The organism is Candidatus Tisiphia endosymbiont of Oplodontha viridula, assembly GCF_964264865.1.
Taxonomy (GTDB): domain Bacteria; phylum Pseudomonadota; class Alphaproteobacteria; order Rickettsiales; family Rickettsiaceae; genus Tisiphia.
This window is the reverse complement of record NZ_OZ183486.1, coordinates 229,396-244,324: the sequence shown is the minus strand read 5'-3', so window position 1 is coordinate 244,324 and position 14,929 is coordinate 229,396. Positions and strand designations below refer to the sequence as shown.

At 32.5% G+C, this 14,929-nt stretch carries 18 protein-coding genes and 1 pseudogene; 17 read left to right on the top strand and 2 right to left on the bottom strand.

The window, feature by feature from the left end; genetic code table 11:
- Positions 1-23: 23 nt before the first annotated feature.
- Entirely contained in the window at positions 24-563 is a 540-nt protein-coding gene (locus ACFEL1_RS01235; RefSeq protein WP_375331211.1) for a helix-turn-helix domain-containing protein, read from the bottom strand.
- A gap of 650 nt (positions 564-1,213) precedes the next feature.
- Here ACFEL1_RS01235 and ACFEL1_RS01230 point away from each other — a divergent pair.
- The 5 genes from ACFEL1_RS01230 to ACFEL1_RS01210 all read left to right on the top strand — a co-directional run bounded on the left by ACFEL1_RS01230 (position 1,214) and on the right by ACFEL1_RS01210 (position 5,753).
- Positions 1,214-3,010 carry a Sca4 family protein gene (locus tag ACFEL1_RS01230; RefSeq protein ID WP_375331210.1) on the top strand — a complete coding sequence of 599 codons (1,797 nt, stop codon included), beginning with the start codon at positions 1,214-1,216 and terminating at the stop codon, positions 3,008-3,010.
- A gap of 144 nt (positions 3,011-3,154) precedes the next feature.
- Positions 3,155-3,640 carry a helix-turn-helix domain-containing protein gene (locus ACFEL1_RS01225; protein WP_375330797.1) on the top strand — a complete coding sequence of 162 codons (486 nt, stop codon included), beginning with the start codon at positions 3,155-3,157 and terminating at the stop codon, positions 3,638-3,640.
- A gap of 20 nt (positions 3,641-3,660) precedes the next feature.
- Positions 3,661-4,158, top strand: a complete 498-nt coding sequence (locus ACFEL1_RS01220; protein ID WP_375331209.1) for an IS630 family transposase — start codon at positions 3,661-3,663, stop codon at positions 4,156-4,158.
- 79 nt (positions 4,159-4,237) lie between these two features.
- Positions 4,238-4,786, top strand: coding sequence for a hypothetical protein (locus tag ACFEL1_RS01215; protein ID WP_375331208.1), 549 nt, complete (start codon positions 4,238-4,240; stop codon positions 4,784-4,786).
- 322 nt (positions 4,787-5,108) lie between these two features.
- Complete coding sequence (locus ACFEL1_RS01210; protein WP_375331207.1) at positions 5,109-5,753, top strand: HD domain-containing protein; 645 nt, start codon at positions 5,109-5,111, stop codon at positions 5,751-5,753.
- A gap of 27 nt (positions 5,754-5,780) precedes the next feature.
- On the opposite strand, the pseudogene ACFEL1_RS01205 reads toward ACFEL1_RS01210, so the two are convergent.
- Positions 5,781-5,900: pseudogene (locus tag ACFEL1_RS01205) on the bottom strand (IS5/IS1182 family transposase); the annotation flags it as partial.
- Between the two features lie 262 nt (positions 5,901-6,162).
- On the opposite strand from ACFEL1_RS01205, the gene ACFEL1_RS01200 reads away from it, so the two are divergent.
- The 12 genes from ACFEL1_RS01200 to ACFEL1_RS01145 all read left to right on the top strand — a co-directional run bounded on the left by ACFEL1_RS01200 (position 6,163) and on the right by ACFEL1_RS01145 (position 14,883).
- A complete protein-coding gene (locus ACFEL1_RS01200; protein ID WP_375331206.1) occupies positions 6,163-6,516 on the top strand; it encodes a hypothetical protein in 354 nt (117 codons plus the stop codon).
- A gap of 50 nt (positions 6,517-6,566) precedes the next feature.
- Positions 6,567-6,851 (top strand): hypothetical protein, encoded by a 285-nt coding sequence (locus tag ACFEL1_RS01195; RefSeq protein ID WP_341762967.1) that lies wholly within the window; start codon positions 6,567-6,569, stop codon positions 6,849-6,851.
- A gap of 46 nt (positions 6,852-6,897) precedes the next feature.
- The gene (locus ACFEL1_RS01190) at positions 6,898-7,503 is read left to right on the top strand and encodes a TraE/TraK family type IV conjugative transfer system protein (protein WP_341762966.1); all 606 of its coding nucleotides are present in this window, start codon (positions 6,898-6,900) and stop codon (positions 7,501-7,503) included.
- 27 nt (positions 7,504-7,530) lie between these two features.
- Entirely contained in the window at positions 7,531-8,271 is a 741-nt protein-coding gene (locus ACFEL1_RS01185) for a type-F conjugative transfer system secretin TraK (RefSeq protein ID WP_375331205.1), read from the top strand.
- Between the two features lies 1 nt (position 8,272).
- Positions 8,273-9,616: a TraB/VirB10 family protein gene (locus ACFEL1_RS01180; protein ID WP_375331204.1), complete on the top strand. Its 1,344-nt coding sequence runs from the start codon at positions 8,273-8,275 to the stop codon at positions 9,614-9,616.
- Positions 9,616-9,933, top strand: coding sequence for a hypothetical protein (locus ACFEL1_RS01175; protein ID WP_341761819.1), 318 nt, complete (start codon positions 9,616-9,618; stop codon positions 9,931-9,933). The genes ACFEL1_RS01180 and ACFEL1_RS01175 overlap by 1 nt, the downstream gene beginning before the upstream one ends.
- Before the next feature lie 17 nt (positions 9,934-9,950).
- On the top strand, positions 9,951-12,692 hold the full coding sequence (locus ACFEL1_RS01170) for a TraC family protein (protein ID WP_375331203.1): 2,742 nt from the start codon (positions 9,951-9,953) through the stop codon (positions 12,690-12,692).
- A 17-nt stretch (positions 12,693-12,709) separates the two neighbouring features.
- On the top strand, positions 12,710-13,219 hold the full coding sequence (locus ACFEL1_RS01165; RefSeq protein WP_375331202.1) for a hypothetical protein: 510 nt from the start codon (positions 12,710-12,712) through the stop codon (positions 13,217-13,219).
- 97 nt (positions 13,220-13,316) lie between these two features.
- Positions 13,317-13,535 carry a conjugal transfer protein TraD gene (locus tag ACFEL1_RS01160; RefSeq protein ID WP_341751215.1) on the top strand — a complete coding sequence of 73 codons (219 nt, stop codon included), beginning with the start codon at positions 13,317-13,319 and terminating at the stop codon, positions 13,533-13,535.
- Positions 13,536-14,150 (top strand): type-F conjugative transfer system protein TraW, encoded by a 615-nt coding sequence (traW, locus tag ACFEL1_RS01155; RefSeq protein WP_375331201.1) that lies wholly within the window; start codon positions 13,536-13,538, stop codon positions 14,148-14,150.
- 53 nt (positions 14,151-14,203) lie between these two features.
- On the top strand, positions 14,204-14,470 hold the full coding sequence (locus ACFEL1_RS01150; RefSeq protein ID WP_375331200.1) for a type II toxin-antitoxin system prevent-host-death family antitoxin: 267 nt from the start codon (positions 14,204-14,206) through the stop codon (positions 14,468-14,470).
- Positions 14,467-14,883 carry a type II toxin-antitoxin system VapC family toxin gene (locus ACFEL1_RS01145; RefSeq protein WP_375331199.1) on the top strand — a complete coding sequence of 139 codons (417 nt, stop codon included), beginning with the start codon at positions 14,467-14,469 and terminating at the stop codon, positions 14,881-14,883. Before ACFEL1_RS01150 ends, ACFEL1_RS01145 begins: the two co-directional genes overlap by 4 nt.
- Positions 14,884-14,929 lie beyond the last annotated feature (46 nt).

Genomic DNA, 14,929 nt, shown 5'->3' with positions numbered 1-14,929 from the left:
TATTCACTATAGGAAAGTAATTGCTATGAATTATTCAGATCAGGATCACTACTAAAGCTTTGTTCAGAAGATTTGTCAGTATCTTTAGTAGAAACAATTCTACCAACCATTTCATCTAGTGACACTTGAAAATAATCGGCTAGGGCTACGGTGACTGCACTACTAAGAGAATTACTTTCTTTTAAAAATTTGGGGATAACATATTGACTAAAACCCATAGTTATACCTAATTGATATGGATTAATATTTCTCTCTTTAAGTTTTTTATTAAGAAAGTGTCTTAAATTAGTATTTATGTCTTCTGAACTAATTATTTGAAAGTTACAATTTTTTTGATTTATAGAAACATATTCATTTCTACCAATTACTTCGTTCATAGAACATTTAAAATAATTAGCAATTTTCAATATAGTTTCCAACTCAGGATTAGCCCCTATAGAATTGATGATATTACATACGGTTTGATATAAAATATTACTCTCTTGTGCAAAAGTTTTACGTTTTAAATTATTATCTTTTAATTTATTTGTTAAAAATATTTGTATTTGATGAACAAGAGCCATACTTTAAATAATTTAATATCTCCAATAAATCAATTACGATAGTTTATTTTCTTGACAACTCAAAATAACTATAATAAACTCCCAAAAATAGGATGAGACCAAAAAAAAGAGGTCAGTAACTACTGACTATTTTTTTAAAACCAAAATACACATTTTGGATTAGCTATCCGATTAGTTTGACGTCATTGCGAGAAGCTACTTTAGTAGCGACGAAGCAATCTAATTTAATTTTTCTAGATTGCCACGACCACTACGTGGTCTCGCAATGACGGAGTAATGCTAATCGGGTTAGCTATAAATCTCAAACTAAAAAACCCAATATAATACTTAAGCTCTATCCTTAGATAAAGTTCAAGTACTATATTGAATATTACAGTTAACTGGTAAGTACTGAAAAGTTTCAGACGCTAAAAGTACTTACTAGCAAAATTAATCCAATAGCACTGCTATTAAATTACAACACATTAATTGAGGTGTTAACTATGATCATACACAAATTCCTTCCACTAGTCAAACTCTATTATTTTTGCAGTTTTATAACGTAAGTATCAGCAATACCGTAGTATAGCTAGCCCAATACTAACGTCATATATGGACAAAGTCCATTGATGACGAGTTATAAACACATACGTCATTAATAGAGCAGGATTATGAAAGATAACCCACAACTCAGTAATATTCTTGAAGAGAATATTACTGAAGTTATAGAACCAACAGAAGAAGCACAAGACTTAGTTACTTTAACTAATTCAGTCAGTAGTAGCAGCTTCTTTGGTATAAAAGAAGAATTAGATCCTATCACTGAAGCCATAAGGCAAGAAATCCTGAAAAAACAGCGGAATATCTTAAAAGATTATATCGCTGCGAATCTTGATGTAACAGTACATTACCATGACGATCAGGAATTTGTCAAATATCTCAGAAATGTTAATAATAGTGCAATAATTAATCAAGCATTTCTAAATAGTAAAGTTAAAGCTGAGCTAGAAAGAACAGAGATAGCAGGATATAAGAAAGTTCACCATAATTTTGCTGATCGATTTCATACAATAAGTTGGCAAGATGGTGATAGGCAAGACAATATCAGAAGCCAAATAGTAAGAAATGATTTAGGTGATGAGTTAGCTACTATCAAGGAAATAACTCATAAAATTAATACTCTAGTCTTTTTGTCAGATGGCACTTTTAAACAAATCAATAGCTATCGAACCATAGATTTACCAACAGAATTGGAAAATAAAAGCGGTCCTATGCATTTGTCATTAGCTGTAAAAGATGAAAATGGTCGAAATATTTCCTTAGACCGAGCAGTATATTTTACTGCTCATTATGATAGTCGAGGTAAATTGTCAGAGATCAGCAGCCCAAAGCCAGTAAGATTTAATGGTGAAGGAGATGAGGCAATAGGCTATATAGAACATCTAGGACATGTCTATAGTTTGCCAGTAACCCAAGGTAAATATCGAGAAATGATGTTAGCTTTGGAGAAGAATAAAGGGCAAGAAATTGACCTCTCTCAAAATATCACTACTGCTCAGGATAGGATAGTTATTGCTAATACTGTCAATAGTGATTTACCAGTGCAACAAGAAAAAAAGCAATATCATCATGATAAACAAAAATTAGCCGAAGAAACATTAGAGAAAACAACTGAGCATCATGAGTTAGCAAAACGACAAGCAGAATCGATATCACGGGAACTACAGTTAGCAGCAAAGAGTGATAATGTTGCTAATCGACAATTATTTGAAAAAATGTCAGAAGATTCTCAGTGTATCCACGATATGTCTCCTGAGCAGGCAATTAGCAAATATCAAGTAATCTTAAATGAATTACAACCATTAACTAGCTCACGAGAAAAAGAAAGAAAAGCATTATACAAAGTTGCTGAGCTATGTCCTGATCTAGCAGGTAAGTTAGTAGCAAGACATTATGATATTCATGCAGTAGTATATCACAAAGAAAAAACAGCAGATGCAAGTAGTACGGCATTAGAAGAGTTAGAGAACCTTGTAAAAATATGTGGTGGTTATAAGAAATTAGGCTTAACTCCGGTAGAGAAACAATTAGCTGAACTTAATAAAATACGACGACAAGGAGAGAAAGATGTAGACAAAGTAATGACCAAGATAGAAGCAGCTGATAAATCTTTTTATGAAAAACTGAAGAAAATACAACTATCGGCTGATGCATTACCAGAATCTAATCCTGATAAAGAAAAATTGAATATTTTTGTAAAACTAAAGCTAGAAGCACAAGAGTCAATTAACACCAGTAAACCGCTACTAAAAAGCAAAGAAAGAGATGAGTCTTTAAAAATGGAAACTGAGACAACTAAAAAAGTAGATCGTATGATAGGAAGATTTATAAGTAGATATTCTCCATCTAATACACCACCACCATTAAATAGATCAAAACTACAATTAAATAACACTAAAGGGAGGTAACTATGCCAGGCAAGCAATTTTTATATAGTAGAGTACGGATGTCTAATACCAATTCCCTAATTTAAATTAGTATAAATAGTAGAAAAAAGATGAGATTATGTTATAATATTCCAAGTTTATGAATAAATTAAGGAAAGGAATATAATGGGATGTCATCAAAGATTAATAACAGAAGAGTTATACCAACGTGCTATTGAGCAGCTTGCAAGCATGAACCGAGATAATAGAGTTGCTATTAGACTTATGGCTATAATTGCTGCTAAAGAAAATGGTGTTGGTATAGTATGTAAGGTATTTAATATAACAACCAATACGCTTAGGAACTGGGTAAAAAGCTTTGCTCAAGGTAATGATAAAAGCCTTGAATATAAACAAGGTAGAGGACGAAAAAGTAAATTAACAAAAAATTGTTGTGAAGCAATAAATAAATGGTTACAAGACGATTGTAACATGACAATAAAAAATATCATCATAAAACTTAAAGAAAATTTGGAGATTGATGCTAGTAAATCGGCTGTACATAGAGTATTACAGAAACTTAAATTTGCATACATTACCCCAAGACCAGTGCATTACAAACAGAATAAAGAAACTCATGAAGGGTTTAAAAAAAACTTCAAGAAACAATAACAAATAACCCTAGCAGTTACTTGTATTTCTTTGATGAATCACGTTTTGGGACTCATTCTAAATTAGGTTATGGTTGGTTTCGTAAAGGTAGCAGAACTCAAGTTAAAGCCAAAATGGGCTTTCAAAATTTCTATGTTTATAGTGCGGTTAACCCAATCACAGGTGATGATTTTACTTTAATGATGCCAAATGTCAATACCGTTTGTTTAAATATATTTTTGGCAGAGATGTCTAAACAGATAGGAGAACAAAAAGCGATTATTGTTATGGATTGTGCTGGATGGCACAAAGCTAAAGAGCTAATTATTGCAATAAATATAGAAATTCTTTATTTACCCCCATATTCTCCTGAATTGAATCCGACAGAGAAATTGTGGCAATATTTAAAGTCTAATACTATAAAGAATAAAGTATATGACACAATCGAACAACTAGAAATAGTAGTATGTTCCTGCCTTAAAAATTTAAATGCCTCACTAATTAAATCGATTTGTTGTATGAATTATTTGCTAAATTAAATTAGGGAATTAGTATAATACATCAAGGCGGGAGCAAGAAAAAATAGACACTTATTTAGATAATCATTATCAAATTGATTTGACCAAAGTTTTAAAAAATTATGACTCAGACATGTCTATGTTGGAGACAGTCAAAAATATTGAACTTTCAGAATTCCAAGAAATATTTAATAATAGCCAAAAAAATACCGCTTGGGATTTATATTTACATTTAGTGGCAGGGAAACAAGAGGTTGCTTCATATTTGTCAGAATATTTAAGAAAAGGTTATGGTACTGTTAAAGATGAGTTCCTTGCTGATTTAACTCTGAGCATAGGAGCTGAGTTGGGAGATCAGGACTCAATTAAACTAACGGAAAAAATATCAATATCATCTCAAATACAAAATGTAGCCAAAGAATGTTTAGTAGAAATCATCCAACATAAATTAGGGATAGAAGGTAGAGAAATATTATGTGATGAGATGATGTCTAGAGGTAAAGCATTTGCTTATTTTGTTGAGGAATTATCAGGTCATTCCTATTATCAAACTATCCAAGACTCTGGAACAGCCGGAATAAAATACTGGAGTAATTTTGTTGAACCAGCATATTATTGTTTATCTGAAACTACAGAAGAAGTTCAATAGCAGGGGCATTACATGATCAAGAATGATATCGTCATTGCGAGAAGTGCGTAAGCACTACGAAGCAATTTCTAATTAACCTGAATGCGATGTAACAGGTTTGATGTCACCCCTGCAAAAGTAGGGGTCTAGAAAAGTCTAAATAGTTTTCTTGGCTATTTTTTAAGATCCCGCTACCTACGCAGGGACATCGGAGCTATTAACCCGATGCCTTACATTGAACTTAGGTTAATTACTTACAATTGCTTCGACCACTACGTGGTCTCGCAATGACGGAGTAATAACTAAGCAAGCTTCAGAGTAAACATTCAATAGGGAGTCGTTTATGACCGATGAAAAAGTCATTATCCTGTTAAATCCTCATAGCCAGCAACTACAAGAATCTTTGATAACGGAGTTTTTAGATAAAATTAAAGTATGTAGTGAAAGGCACAGTACCATAATAGATGTCCCTGTTGTAACAAGAGCATTAAAATACGTTATCAAACATCAGGCAGATCAGAAACGACACTCTGGAGAGCCGTTTTACCATCATCCAATACAGGTTGCATTAATAGCATCCGGAATTTCATGTAAAACTGAAATAATAGCAGCGTCCTTATTGCATGATATTGTAGAAGATACAGAACTGACTATTAGTCAGATACAGTTTTCATTTGGCACAAAAATAGCAGAATTAGTTGACAAACTGACGAAGCTTGATGATATTGTAATAAAAAAAGTAAAAATTGAAGGAGAACATGCCTTGCAGAAATTACGTGAGTCAGAAGATATAGATGCATGGTATATCAAGCTTGCTGATAGGTTACATAATATGCAAACTCTTCATTACATTAAGTCAAAAGCAAAACAGAAAAGAATCGCTTTTGATACTTTAAAGAACTTTATACCGTTGGCAAAACTAGCTCGTGTAGAATGGATAGAACAAGAACTATACACATTAGCTATCAAAATATTAGAGGATAATTAATACAATTTATTTATTTTTTATTAAGAGTTTAGTCAAATTGTCTCTTTGCCTCAAAATATCTACCATCCTTGAGAATGTCACCTTCTTTACTCCTGTTAATCGACGAAACTGTTCATCCTCCAAATCTTTAACCTGATCGAATTTCATTATTACTCCAAATCAGATACTTATAACACCTCTCTTCCTTAAAGTCTAGTTTCGAAAGAGTCTACTATCTTTAAAAATACGACAACATCAAACACCAATGCTTGGCAGTTGAAGGGTATTGTTTTCTAACTGTGTAGTCTTCAAAAATATGGGTGATAATGACACCTATTTATTTTAAAGAGAATCACGTAATTTATCATTTTAAGTTTAGTTATGCCTCTACAACGGGGAAAGTAACAAGAAATAACAAAAGAGGAGAATTATGGTCTATTCAAAGAAAATACTAGGCACAAGTCAGAAAATAACTAGCAAACAAAATTGTCTAGATGACAACTGGAATAAGAGTTTCTTATATCTTAGTTATGGAATAATTGGCATTTTACTTACCCTTATTACATCAGAAAGTTTAGCAGTAGATTTAGGTAAATTTGGTAAAGGTGTAACTGAACCACTGGTAAAATTTGCCGCAGATTACTGGGTTTATGGAGCTGGTATTGGTGGTATTACCACAGCCATTATGTCTGAAGGTGATTGTCGTGTTCGGGTATTTCGTGGCGGTACAGTTTTTATAGGTAGCAGTGCTATTTGTATGGGCATACTTGCTGCTATGGCTTAAATCAAGTGTAAATTGTAACAATATTGGTTTTTTACTTGTGAGATTCAATTATGGAAAGAGTACGATTTAATAATTGCTTAAACAAACACGTTAGATTTTGGAACATATCTATTGGTTCAATAGTAGGAGGCATTAGCTTTGGGTTAATCATTTTATGTTTTAAAGGCGTGCTATGGTCTTTTGCTGGTGGTGCTATTGGTTTTGCTATAGGTGGTTGGTTTATGCATCAATGGTGGCTTGGAATAATCCAGCGTTGGCTCTATTGGCATCTACCACTGACTAGGCTGATTATATCAGCTAATTTACCAGAGTCTCATATAAGGCTGCTTATGTAGTAATACTAACTTAAATGTAAATAGATATGAATAAGCCGAGATAAAAATGGAGAAGATAATAGCAATAGGTAACATCGAGCAAGTAGCAAGACAGCGAAATTTGTTTTTAATACTGACGTTGCTGCTTTGCCTAACTGCTTTAGGACTATCAGTTAAATTATTGACAAACAATGAGAAAGTAATATTGATGCCAAGTCTTAGCCAAGAAGTATGGATTAGTAATAATGGAGTCTCCAAAGGATATTTGGAAGAAACAAGTTTAATGTACTTACCATTGTTACTAGATTTAAATCCAGAAATAATAGACTATAAAGCAGGTATCATATTTAAATATATTTCGCAAAGTGATGCTACCTATATGAGAAATATTCAAAGTTATTTTGCAGATAGCAAAGAGAAGTACAAAAAATTTGCCTTATCAACCTACTTTTCCATCAAAAGCTTGGAAGTTGATAGTAAGAATTTGCAGGTAATAGCTGCTGGCATGCTAACCTCAAGGTTTGGTGATAAGGGCTTTGAGGTTAGTCCTGCTTCTTATCAATTATCTTATGAATGGGCAGGTAGACAGCTAAGACTTAAAGAATTTGTAAGAATCAAAGAAGGTCAAGAAACGGCACAACATAACAAAGAAAATGATAAAGATAAAAAATAAAGGATAAGAAAAATAAGAGAATAAATAATGATCAAAATAATACTAATAATTGCCATGATACTAACGAGTAATGCAGCACTTGCAGCACAAGAATTTGAATATATAGCTGGCAATAAAATCAAGGCTAAAATAAGTGCAAGTAACGTTAATAGAATAGAGTTTGGCAAAATAGGCATAGCACAAATTATTGGTGATGAAAGCAAGTATAAAATAATAGTGGATAGCAAGGCACAAAACATATTTTTATTACCGAAAATTCCAACTGCTCAGACTTTGGAGCTAGCCTTAGTCAACTTTTCTGGGAATGTTGCTGATTTAATACTTAAAGTAGAAGACATGGAAGGGCAAATTATCAAGATTTCCATGGATAGTTTTTATAATAAGCCATCCAATGGTTTTCTAAATAATTCAGCTGTTAACAATAAATGCTCAGTAAACACCCAAGAACAAGAAATTGCTGGAATGATAAGGAACATGATTGCTGACAAGGAAGGTAAATATTACGTTACTCATGTAAAAAGAAAAATTGACCGCTTACATAACATAGGACTTTCCATAGAGCAAGATAGGATTTATCGTTTTGGTAAGCTTATTGGAGCAAGATTAGTAGCAATCAACAGGAAAGCTCAAGGCTTAGTTCATCTTAAAGAAGTAGATTTTAGTAATCTATTTGATTTTTGTTTAGCTACCACTATCGACAAAACCATACTTCTTCCTAAAGATAAAGGATTTGTTTGGATAGTAGCAAAGGAGCAAGATAGGGACTGATATGACAATATTTGCAAAGCTTAAAGAAAGACTCTCTTTTTTATTAGGGAAAAGCAAAATAGTAGAGAATATGCAGCTTAAGGCTTCAGATACAGTTCCAGTGGATAGTTCATTTATAGCTGACAGTCAAAAACAGTCGTTAGATACAACTAATAATAAGGAGATTAGACGTAAACAGTATAATTTCTTGTTACTGCTTTTGGGTGGGAGCATCATTGCTGTACTTGTTCTAATCAACATAATGCAAGGAAAAATTAAGCACAAAGCAGTTATTAATGATAATACTAAACCTAAATTAGAAGTAGCAAGTGAAGCGTTAGACCCGGAGAAAATGTGGCACAACCACTTTGAAGATTTGTTAAACGATAATAGGCGTAAATTTGATGAACGCTTACAGTTAGCAGAAACAAACTTTAAAGAAAAAGAACAAAAGCTACAAGAAGAGATAAAATTAGAACTAACTAAAATGCAGATTCAACTGAATTTTGCTAAAAATGAGCTGATCAGTAGCACAGAAGAATTAAAAAGAATGCGTCAAATTCACCAAGAAGCAGAGCAAAATACAAAAGGTAAGGATTTTGGCAGTGATGTAAATATTGGTGTTATAGACTTAAATGGTGAAATAGAATTTGATAAACCAAAAGATGCTAAGATTTATATCCCTGAAACTTCTTATGTTAGTGGCTATTTACTTGGTGGTCTTGCAGTATCTACCGCATTAAATACCCCAAATGAACATGCTACTCCAATAGTAATTAGATTAACAGAAAGAGGCAACTTACCCAAGAACTTTAATCTTGATATTACTACCTGCCGTATTTTAGGTAGTAGTTATGGTGACTTATCCAGCGAAAGAGTAATTATCCGCTTGGAGAAAATGGTTTGTATTGATCCAATCACAGAGTTAGTAATTACCAGTAACATAGCTGGAATAGTGCATGGACCAGATGGTATGAATGGCATTAAGGGGAAAGTAGTAGCTACGAGCAGTAAGCATATAAAAAATGCCCTAATAGGTGGAGTTATTAGCGGGCTTAGCCAAAGTAGTAAAGGTCTAGATAGTATGACTATCACTAGCCTTGGAGCAATTGCTAGCCAAAAGAAAGGTTTTAAGGATATGGTAACAGATGGTATTTTATCAGGAACATCGAATGCTGCTGAGAAAATAGCTGACTATTACTTAAGAATGGCAGAAAACATGTCGCCTGTTCTTACTATACCTAGTGGAGTAAAGGTAGATGTTGTCTTCATGAAAGGCTTTTTTGTCGGAGAATTAACCACCCATAAAAAGATAACCAAGGAAAGAACCAAAAAACCAACAAATAAACAATACGGAGAACAGTAATGCAAGGAATATCAAAGATTTTACTGATTATTACATTATTTAGTTTATCTGCCTGTGGTGGATATGGTTCATCGTTTAGTTGTAAAGACGCAAGTGGTTTTAATTGTGTGCCTTTGAGCATAGTTGATCAAAAAATTAATAGCGGAGAAATTGTCGAAGTAGAATTAAAGGAAAGGGCAAAGTGTCAAGGAAAAAATTGCTATGCTAGACACTTGGACAAACCTGACATTAAAGCTAATAAGGTTCATAAAATAAAGTTGCAACAAGAAACTAATCAGAAAATACTTAAAGATGGCAACTTGTTATATATCAAATAAGACAATGAGATGATTATATGAACATAGCTAATTTCTTACAAAATATAGGCAATATTTGTGGTTTGACTAGTCCTGCCGAAGTAAATTACGACAGTACACAACTGTTGAAAGAACATACCGAACAAAATACTAAAGGAGCAAAATCTTTAGCAGGATATCTAAGTTATCGATATTTTGATCCTAAATGTAATATCTTCTTTAATGAAAATAATGTAATAGGCTTCATGCTAGAAATAGCTCCGATAGTTGGAACAGATATTAATTTGGAAAAAAACTTAAGCTTATTTTTTAACAATGAATTACCAGTAAATTGCTATTTACAATTTTTACTGATTGCTAGTCATAATATAGAGCAAAAACTAAAATTATGGAGTAATGCTAGAAGTAATCCTAATCAGATGTTACAGCAATTAACAGAATTCCGTAGAGAATTTATTAGTAAGTGTGCTAAAGATTTTACAAGTTCAGATGGAAGGATGGCTAAAGATTTTCGGATATATGTTTCTTTTAGCAAAAAAAGTGAAGGTAATAATAGTGTAAAATCTATTGAAGAAGTAGTAGTGTTCCAAAGCAAATTAGTAAAAAAGCTGCAAGCAATAAAATTATCTCCCCGTATATGTGATGCACAAAATTTAATGTTTGTAGCAGGCGATATGGCACAAATGCAAATGCAAGAAAGATTAAGCCGTAAATATGATCCAATAAACCCTTTAGCTAATCAAATCTTAACACCACTTTCAAGAACCATTGTTAAAGAAGACTGCCTAATTCATCTAGATAGTATTTATAATGATAATGGATTAAAACCAAACAAATTAACATCTAATAACCTAGCTTCTAACAAGTTAGTCTCTAAATGTTTTTACCCAAGTATGCTACCAGAGCAGTGGTCATTACTGGAGATGATTAATTTACTTGGTTCAGCCAGTGATCATAGTTTACCAGCAAGACTAATAATTAGTTACACAGTGGCAAATAATGTAAGTAAAACACAAAGCTCAAAAATTCTAGCAAGAGGACATAGGAGCATACATGCTTCTGAACAATGGTATGCAAGGCATGATACTAACTTGAAGAAAGAAGCTTTAGAGTGGCGGGAGATAATTGCTAAAGCTAAAAATGGTGAGCAGTTTTTGACAGAATCACTGCAAATAATGATTACTGCACCTCAGTCAGAAATAGAAATAGCGGAGGAATTTTTAATTAGCCTATATAATGCACACGACTTCCAATTACAAGTTAATAAGCATCTCCAATTACCAGCAATGTTATCTCAGTTACCAATGCATCAGGCACTTAGTTGGAAGTTTTTACAGCATTTCCAGCTAGTTAAAATTGCTCAGGCTAAAGAAGTGATAGCCAAGTTGCCGATCCATGGTGAGTGGAAAGGAATAAACCAAAGTGGAGTTCTATTAATAGGACGCAGAGGTGAGTTATTTAATTGGAATCCATTTGTAAGAATCAATAGCGGTAATTACAATGTAGCTGTTATGGCACCATCTGGTTCAGGTAAGTCAGTATTTTTGCAAGAACTAGCTACTTCAATGCTAGCACAAAACGCTTCAGTATTTATCTTAGATATAGGTGGTAGTTATCAAAATATCTGTGAGTTAATCGGTGGGGAAACAATTAGATTTAATCAGCATAGTAATATTTCTTTAAATCCTTTTGCTCAAATAGCAGGTAGTGGAACAAAACATGCTAAGGCTCTTTCTATGCTTGCTAGAAATTATAATTTAGTGGAAATAGGATCAGTTACTGGTTTGTCCTTAGAACAAATTGAAATGCTTACTGCTAAGGATCAAGACCAAAACCTAGACCTAGATCAAAGAATAGAGATATTACAGATAGGCAATCATTTTGTCACTAAGGATAGTATCATATACGCAAAAAGCATTATTGGTGCTATGTGTGGTGTTAGCAAGGATGCTCATAAAGAAGCTATCATTGAACGAGCAATAAATGAGGGTATAGAAAAACATGGTACTACGCTAGATATTACCAAACTTACTAAAGTATTAGAAGAATTAGAGGGGGCAACTACAGCAAAAGCTCTTGCTGAAACTTTATACCCTTATAGTGAAAAAGGAGTACATGGTAAATTTTTTGAGCAAGGTAAAGCTGCATCATTTAAAGAAATACTAACCATTTTTGAGTTTGAGGAGGTCAAGAATGATCCAATATTACTGGCGGTAATATTACAGGTAGTATTGATGCAAGTAACTATGCAGTTCTTATGTGGTGATAGGTCGAAGCAATTTTTACTTATTGTTGATGAAGCTTGGATGATTTTAGATTATTCAGCCAAGTTCTTAGAAAGCTTTGGTAGAACTGTTAGAAAATATGGGGGTTCATTAGTGATTTGTGTACAAAATTTTACTGATTTTCAAAAAAGTGATGAGCGTAGGAGCATTTTAGAAAATAGTGCTTGGACGGTAATATTAAAGCAAGATGAGAAAGGACTAAACTCATTTAGTACTTCAGAAGCCTTTAAAGATATTGTGCCGTTGATTGAGTCTATTAGTTTGATACCAAGTAAATATGCTGAGATGCTGCTGATATCTACTGGCTTAAAAGTTGTTGGACGTCTTAGTCTAGATCCATACTCGCAAGTATTATACTCAACAGAAGCAGCTGATTTTAAATATTTATTAGAAGCAAGACGCAGTGGTCTTAGTAAAGATGAAGCAGTAAAAGCCTTGGCAAAAAAATATGGTGAGCTAGCTATTCTGCCAACTATAGAAAAAATGGATAAGTAATAATACGAAAAAAGAAGATGAAAAATACAAGTAAGTGTATGGAGATGAATAAGAACATAAATATAAGTAGTGATAACGAATTTAGCAAGAAACAAATTGCTGTTTTACTAGTGTCTATCCTACTTGGAGTTGGAATTGGTTGGCTTGGGTTTTTGTTATTTGGTGATATTGGTAATCAATGCAAGATTATGTATGTATCACAAAAAGAAATATTAAAGCTAGAAAAAGAAAGGGTAAGTAAGGAATTAGAAGAAGCAAAAATAAACCAACAAAAAGAGAAACAACAACCAAAAGAAAGCAATTTATTTTTTGGTCAAATTAATCAGGCAATAGAACTAATAAACGAGGAAACCCAAAAATATAAAGATAAAAGAACTAAAGTAATATTTGCAGCTGATGAATTTATTACAGGAGAAGGAGTGATATCAATAAGCAGGCAAGTACATCAGAATGTAATAGAGAATTTAGCAAAACTAATCAGTAACCTAAATCAGAATGATCTAGAGCAATTAAATAATAACAAATAATAGATAGAGAATTTAAATGTACAAAAAAATGCAGTATCCGTTTTATAACAAAGCAAACAGAGACAATATGAATACATATAATAATTACAGGTATAGTATGAATAATCAAAGTACTAATTATTTAGAACGCAAACAAGATGCTAGAAAAAAGATTATGCTGGGTGGACTGATAATAAAAGCAGGATTAGATTACTTGCATCCACAAGATGACCAAGCTCTGTATGGTATGTTGCTAGTCAGTAAAATGCTACTCGTTAGCAAACCAGAGATGCTTGAGCAATGGAGAGAAATAGGGAAAGATTTAAAGAAAATATAAATGAAACTAATACTAACAATGATTTTAGTAATTCTACTACCACAAATAACTATTGCTAAGGATTTTGGCATATATGGAACAATTTTTGAGGTTAAAGAAGAAGGATTTTTAGCAATGATCGAAAGAAAACTAAAATTAGTTGATATAGAACAGGAGAAAAGCAAGATGTTAGAAATCGCTAAAACTCGAATAGAGCAGCCAGTAGCAGTTACCAATATCAAACGTACTCAAAAAGCACAAGATTTTACTTATGATCCAAGCTATATAATAAAAGAGGATATTATTTTGCCAAATGGCAAGCTACTTCACAAGCTAGGTACAAAAGTTAATCCGCTAGATCATATAAACTTGGACAAGAAGTTGATATTTATTGATAGCAGAGATAAAGAGCAAGTCGAGTGGTTTAAGCAGCAACAAAGCAGCTCAGTAATAAAGGCAGAAGACAAATTGATATTAGTAGCTGGTAGACCACTTGATTTACAGAAAGAACTTGATAGAGAAGTATATTTTGATCAAGCAGGAGTTTTAACAACAAAATTTAAAATTAAGCAAGTACCAGCAATAATTCAGCAGGAAGGAAAAGTTTTAAGAATAAAAGAAGTAGAAATTGATTAGTGGTCGTAAAAAAACAGTTATAATATACAAATAAACAACATTAGAGGTAATTTATGCAAAAATGGCAATTACAAGAGGCAAAGGAATATTTTGAAGAAATTATTGAACTAGCTGAAAACGGGCAACCTCAATTAGTAAATGATAAGAAGAGACATAAAGCAGTCTATATTATCTCAGTGGAAGATTATATGGGTGATAAAATAAATCCCCCTATGTCATTTAAAGAATTTTTATTATCCATACCAAAAGTTGATAATGATGATGAAGAGGATTTATTTGAAAGAAAACCAAGTAAAGCTAGGGAAGATATTGATATATGAGATATTTACTTGATACTAATATATTGTCAGAGTTTCGTAAGAAAAGTCCAAATAGCCAAGTAATATCTTGGTTATATCAAGTACCTATAGAATCATTATATATAAGTTACTTAACAATTGGTGAGATTCAAAAAGGGATTGCTAAAAAGAGACAAACAGATTTAATAGCCTCATTAAGTTTAGAAAGGTGGCAAGATATTTTAATTAAAAAATATACCGCTAGAACCATTGGTATAGATAATAATGTATGTAAATGTTGGGGTGAATTACTTGCTATTGATTCTACAAATCAGGTGGATAGCCTAATTGCTGCCCAAGCAATAGTTCATGATATGGTTTTAGTTACTCGTAATACCAAGCATTTTACTAAATTTGCAGTAAAATTACTAAATCCTTTTGAGGAATTTGAATAATGTAAGAGGTAAAAACATTGACAAATATCAATAATACGGTCTTGAG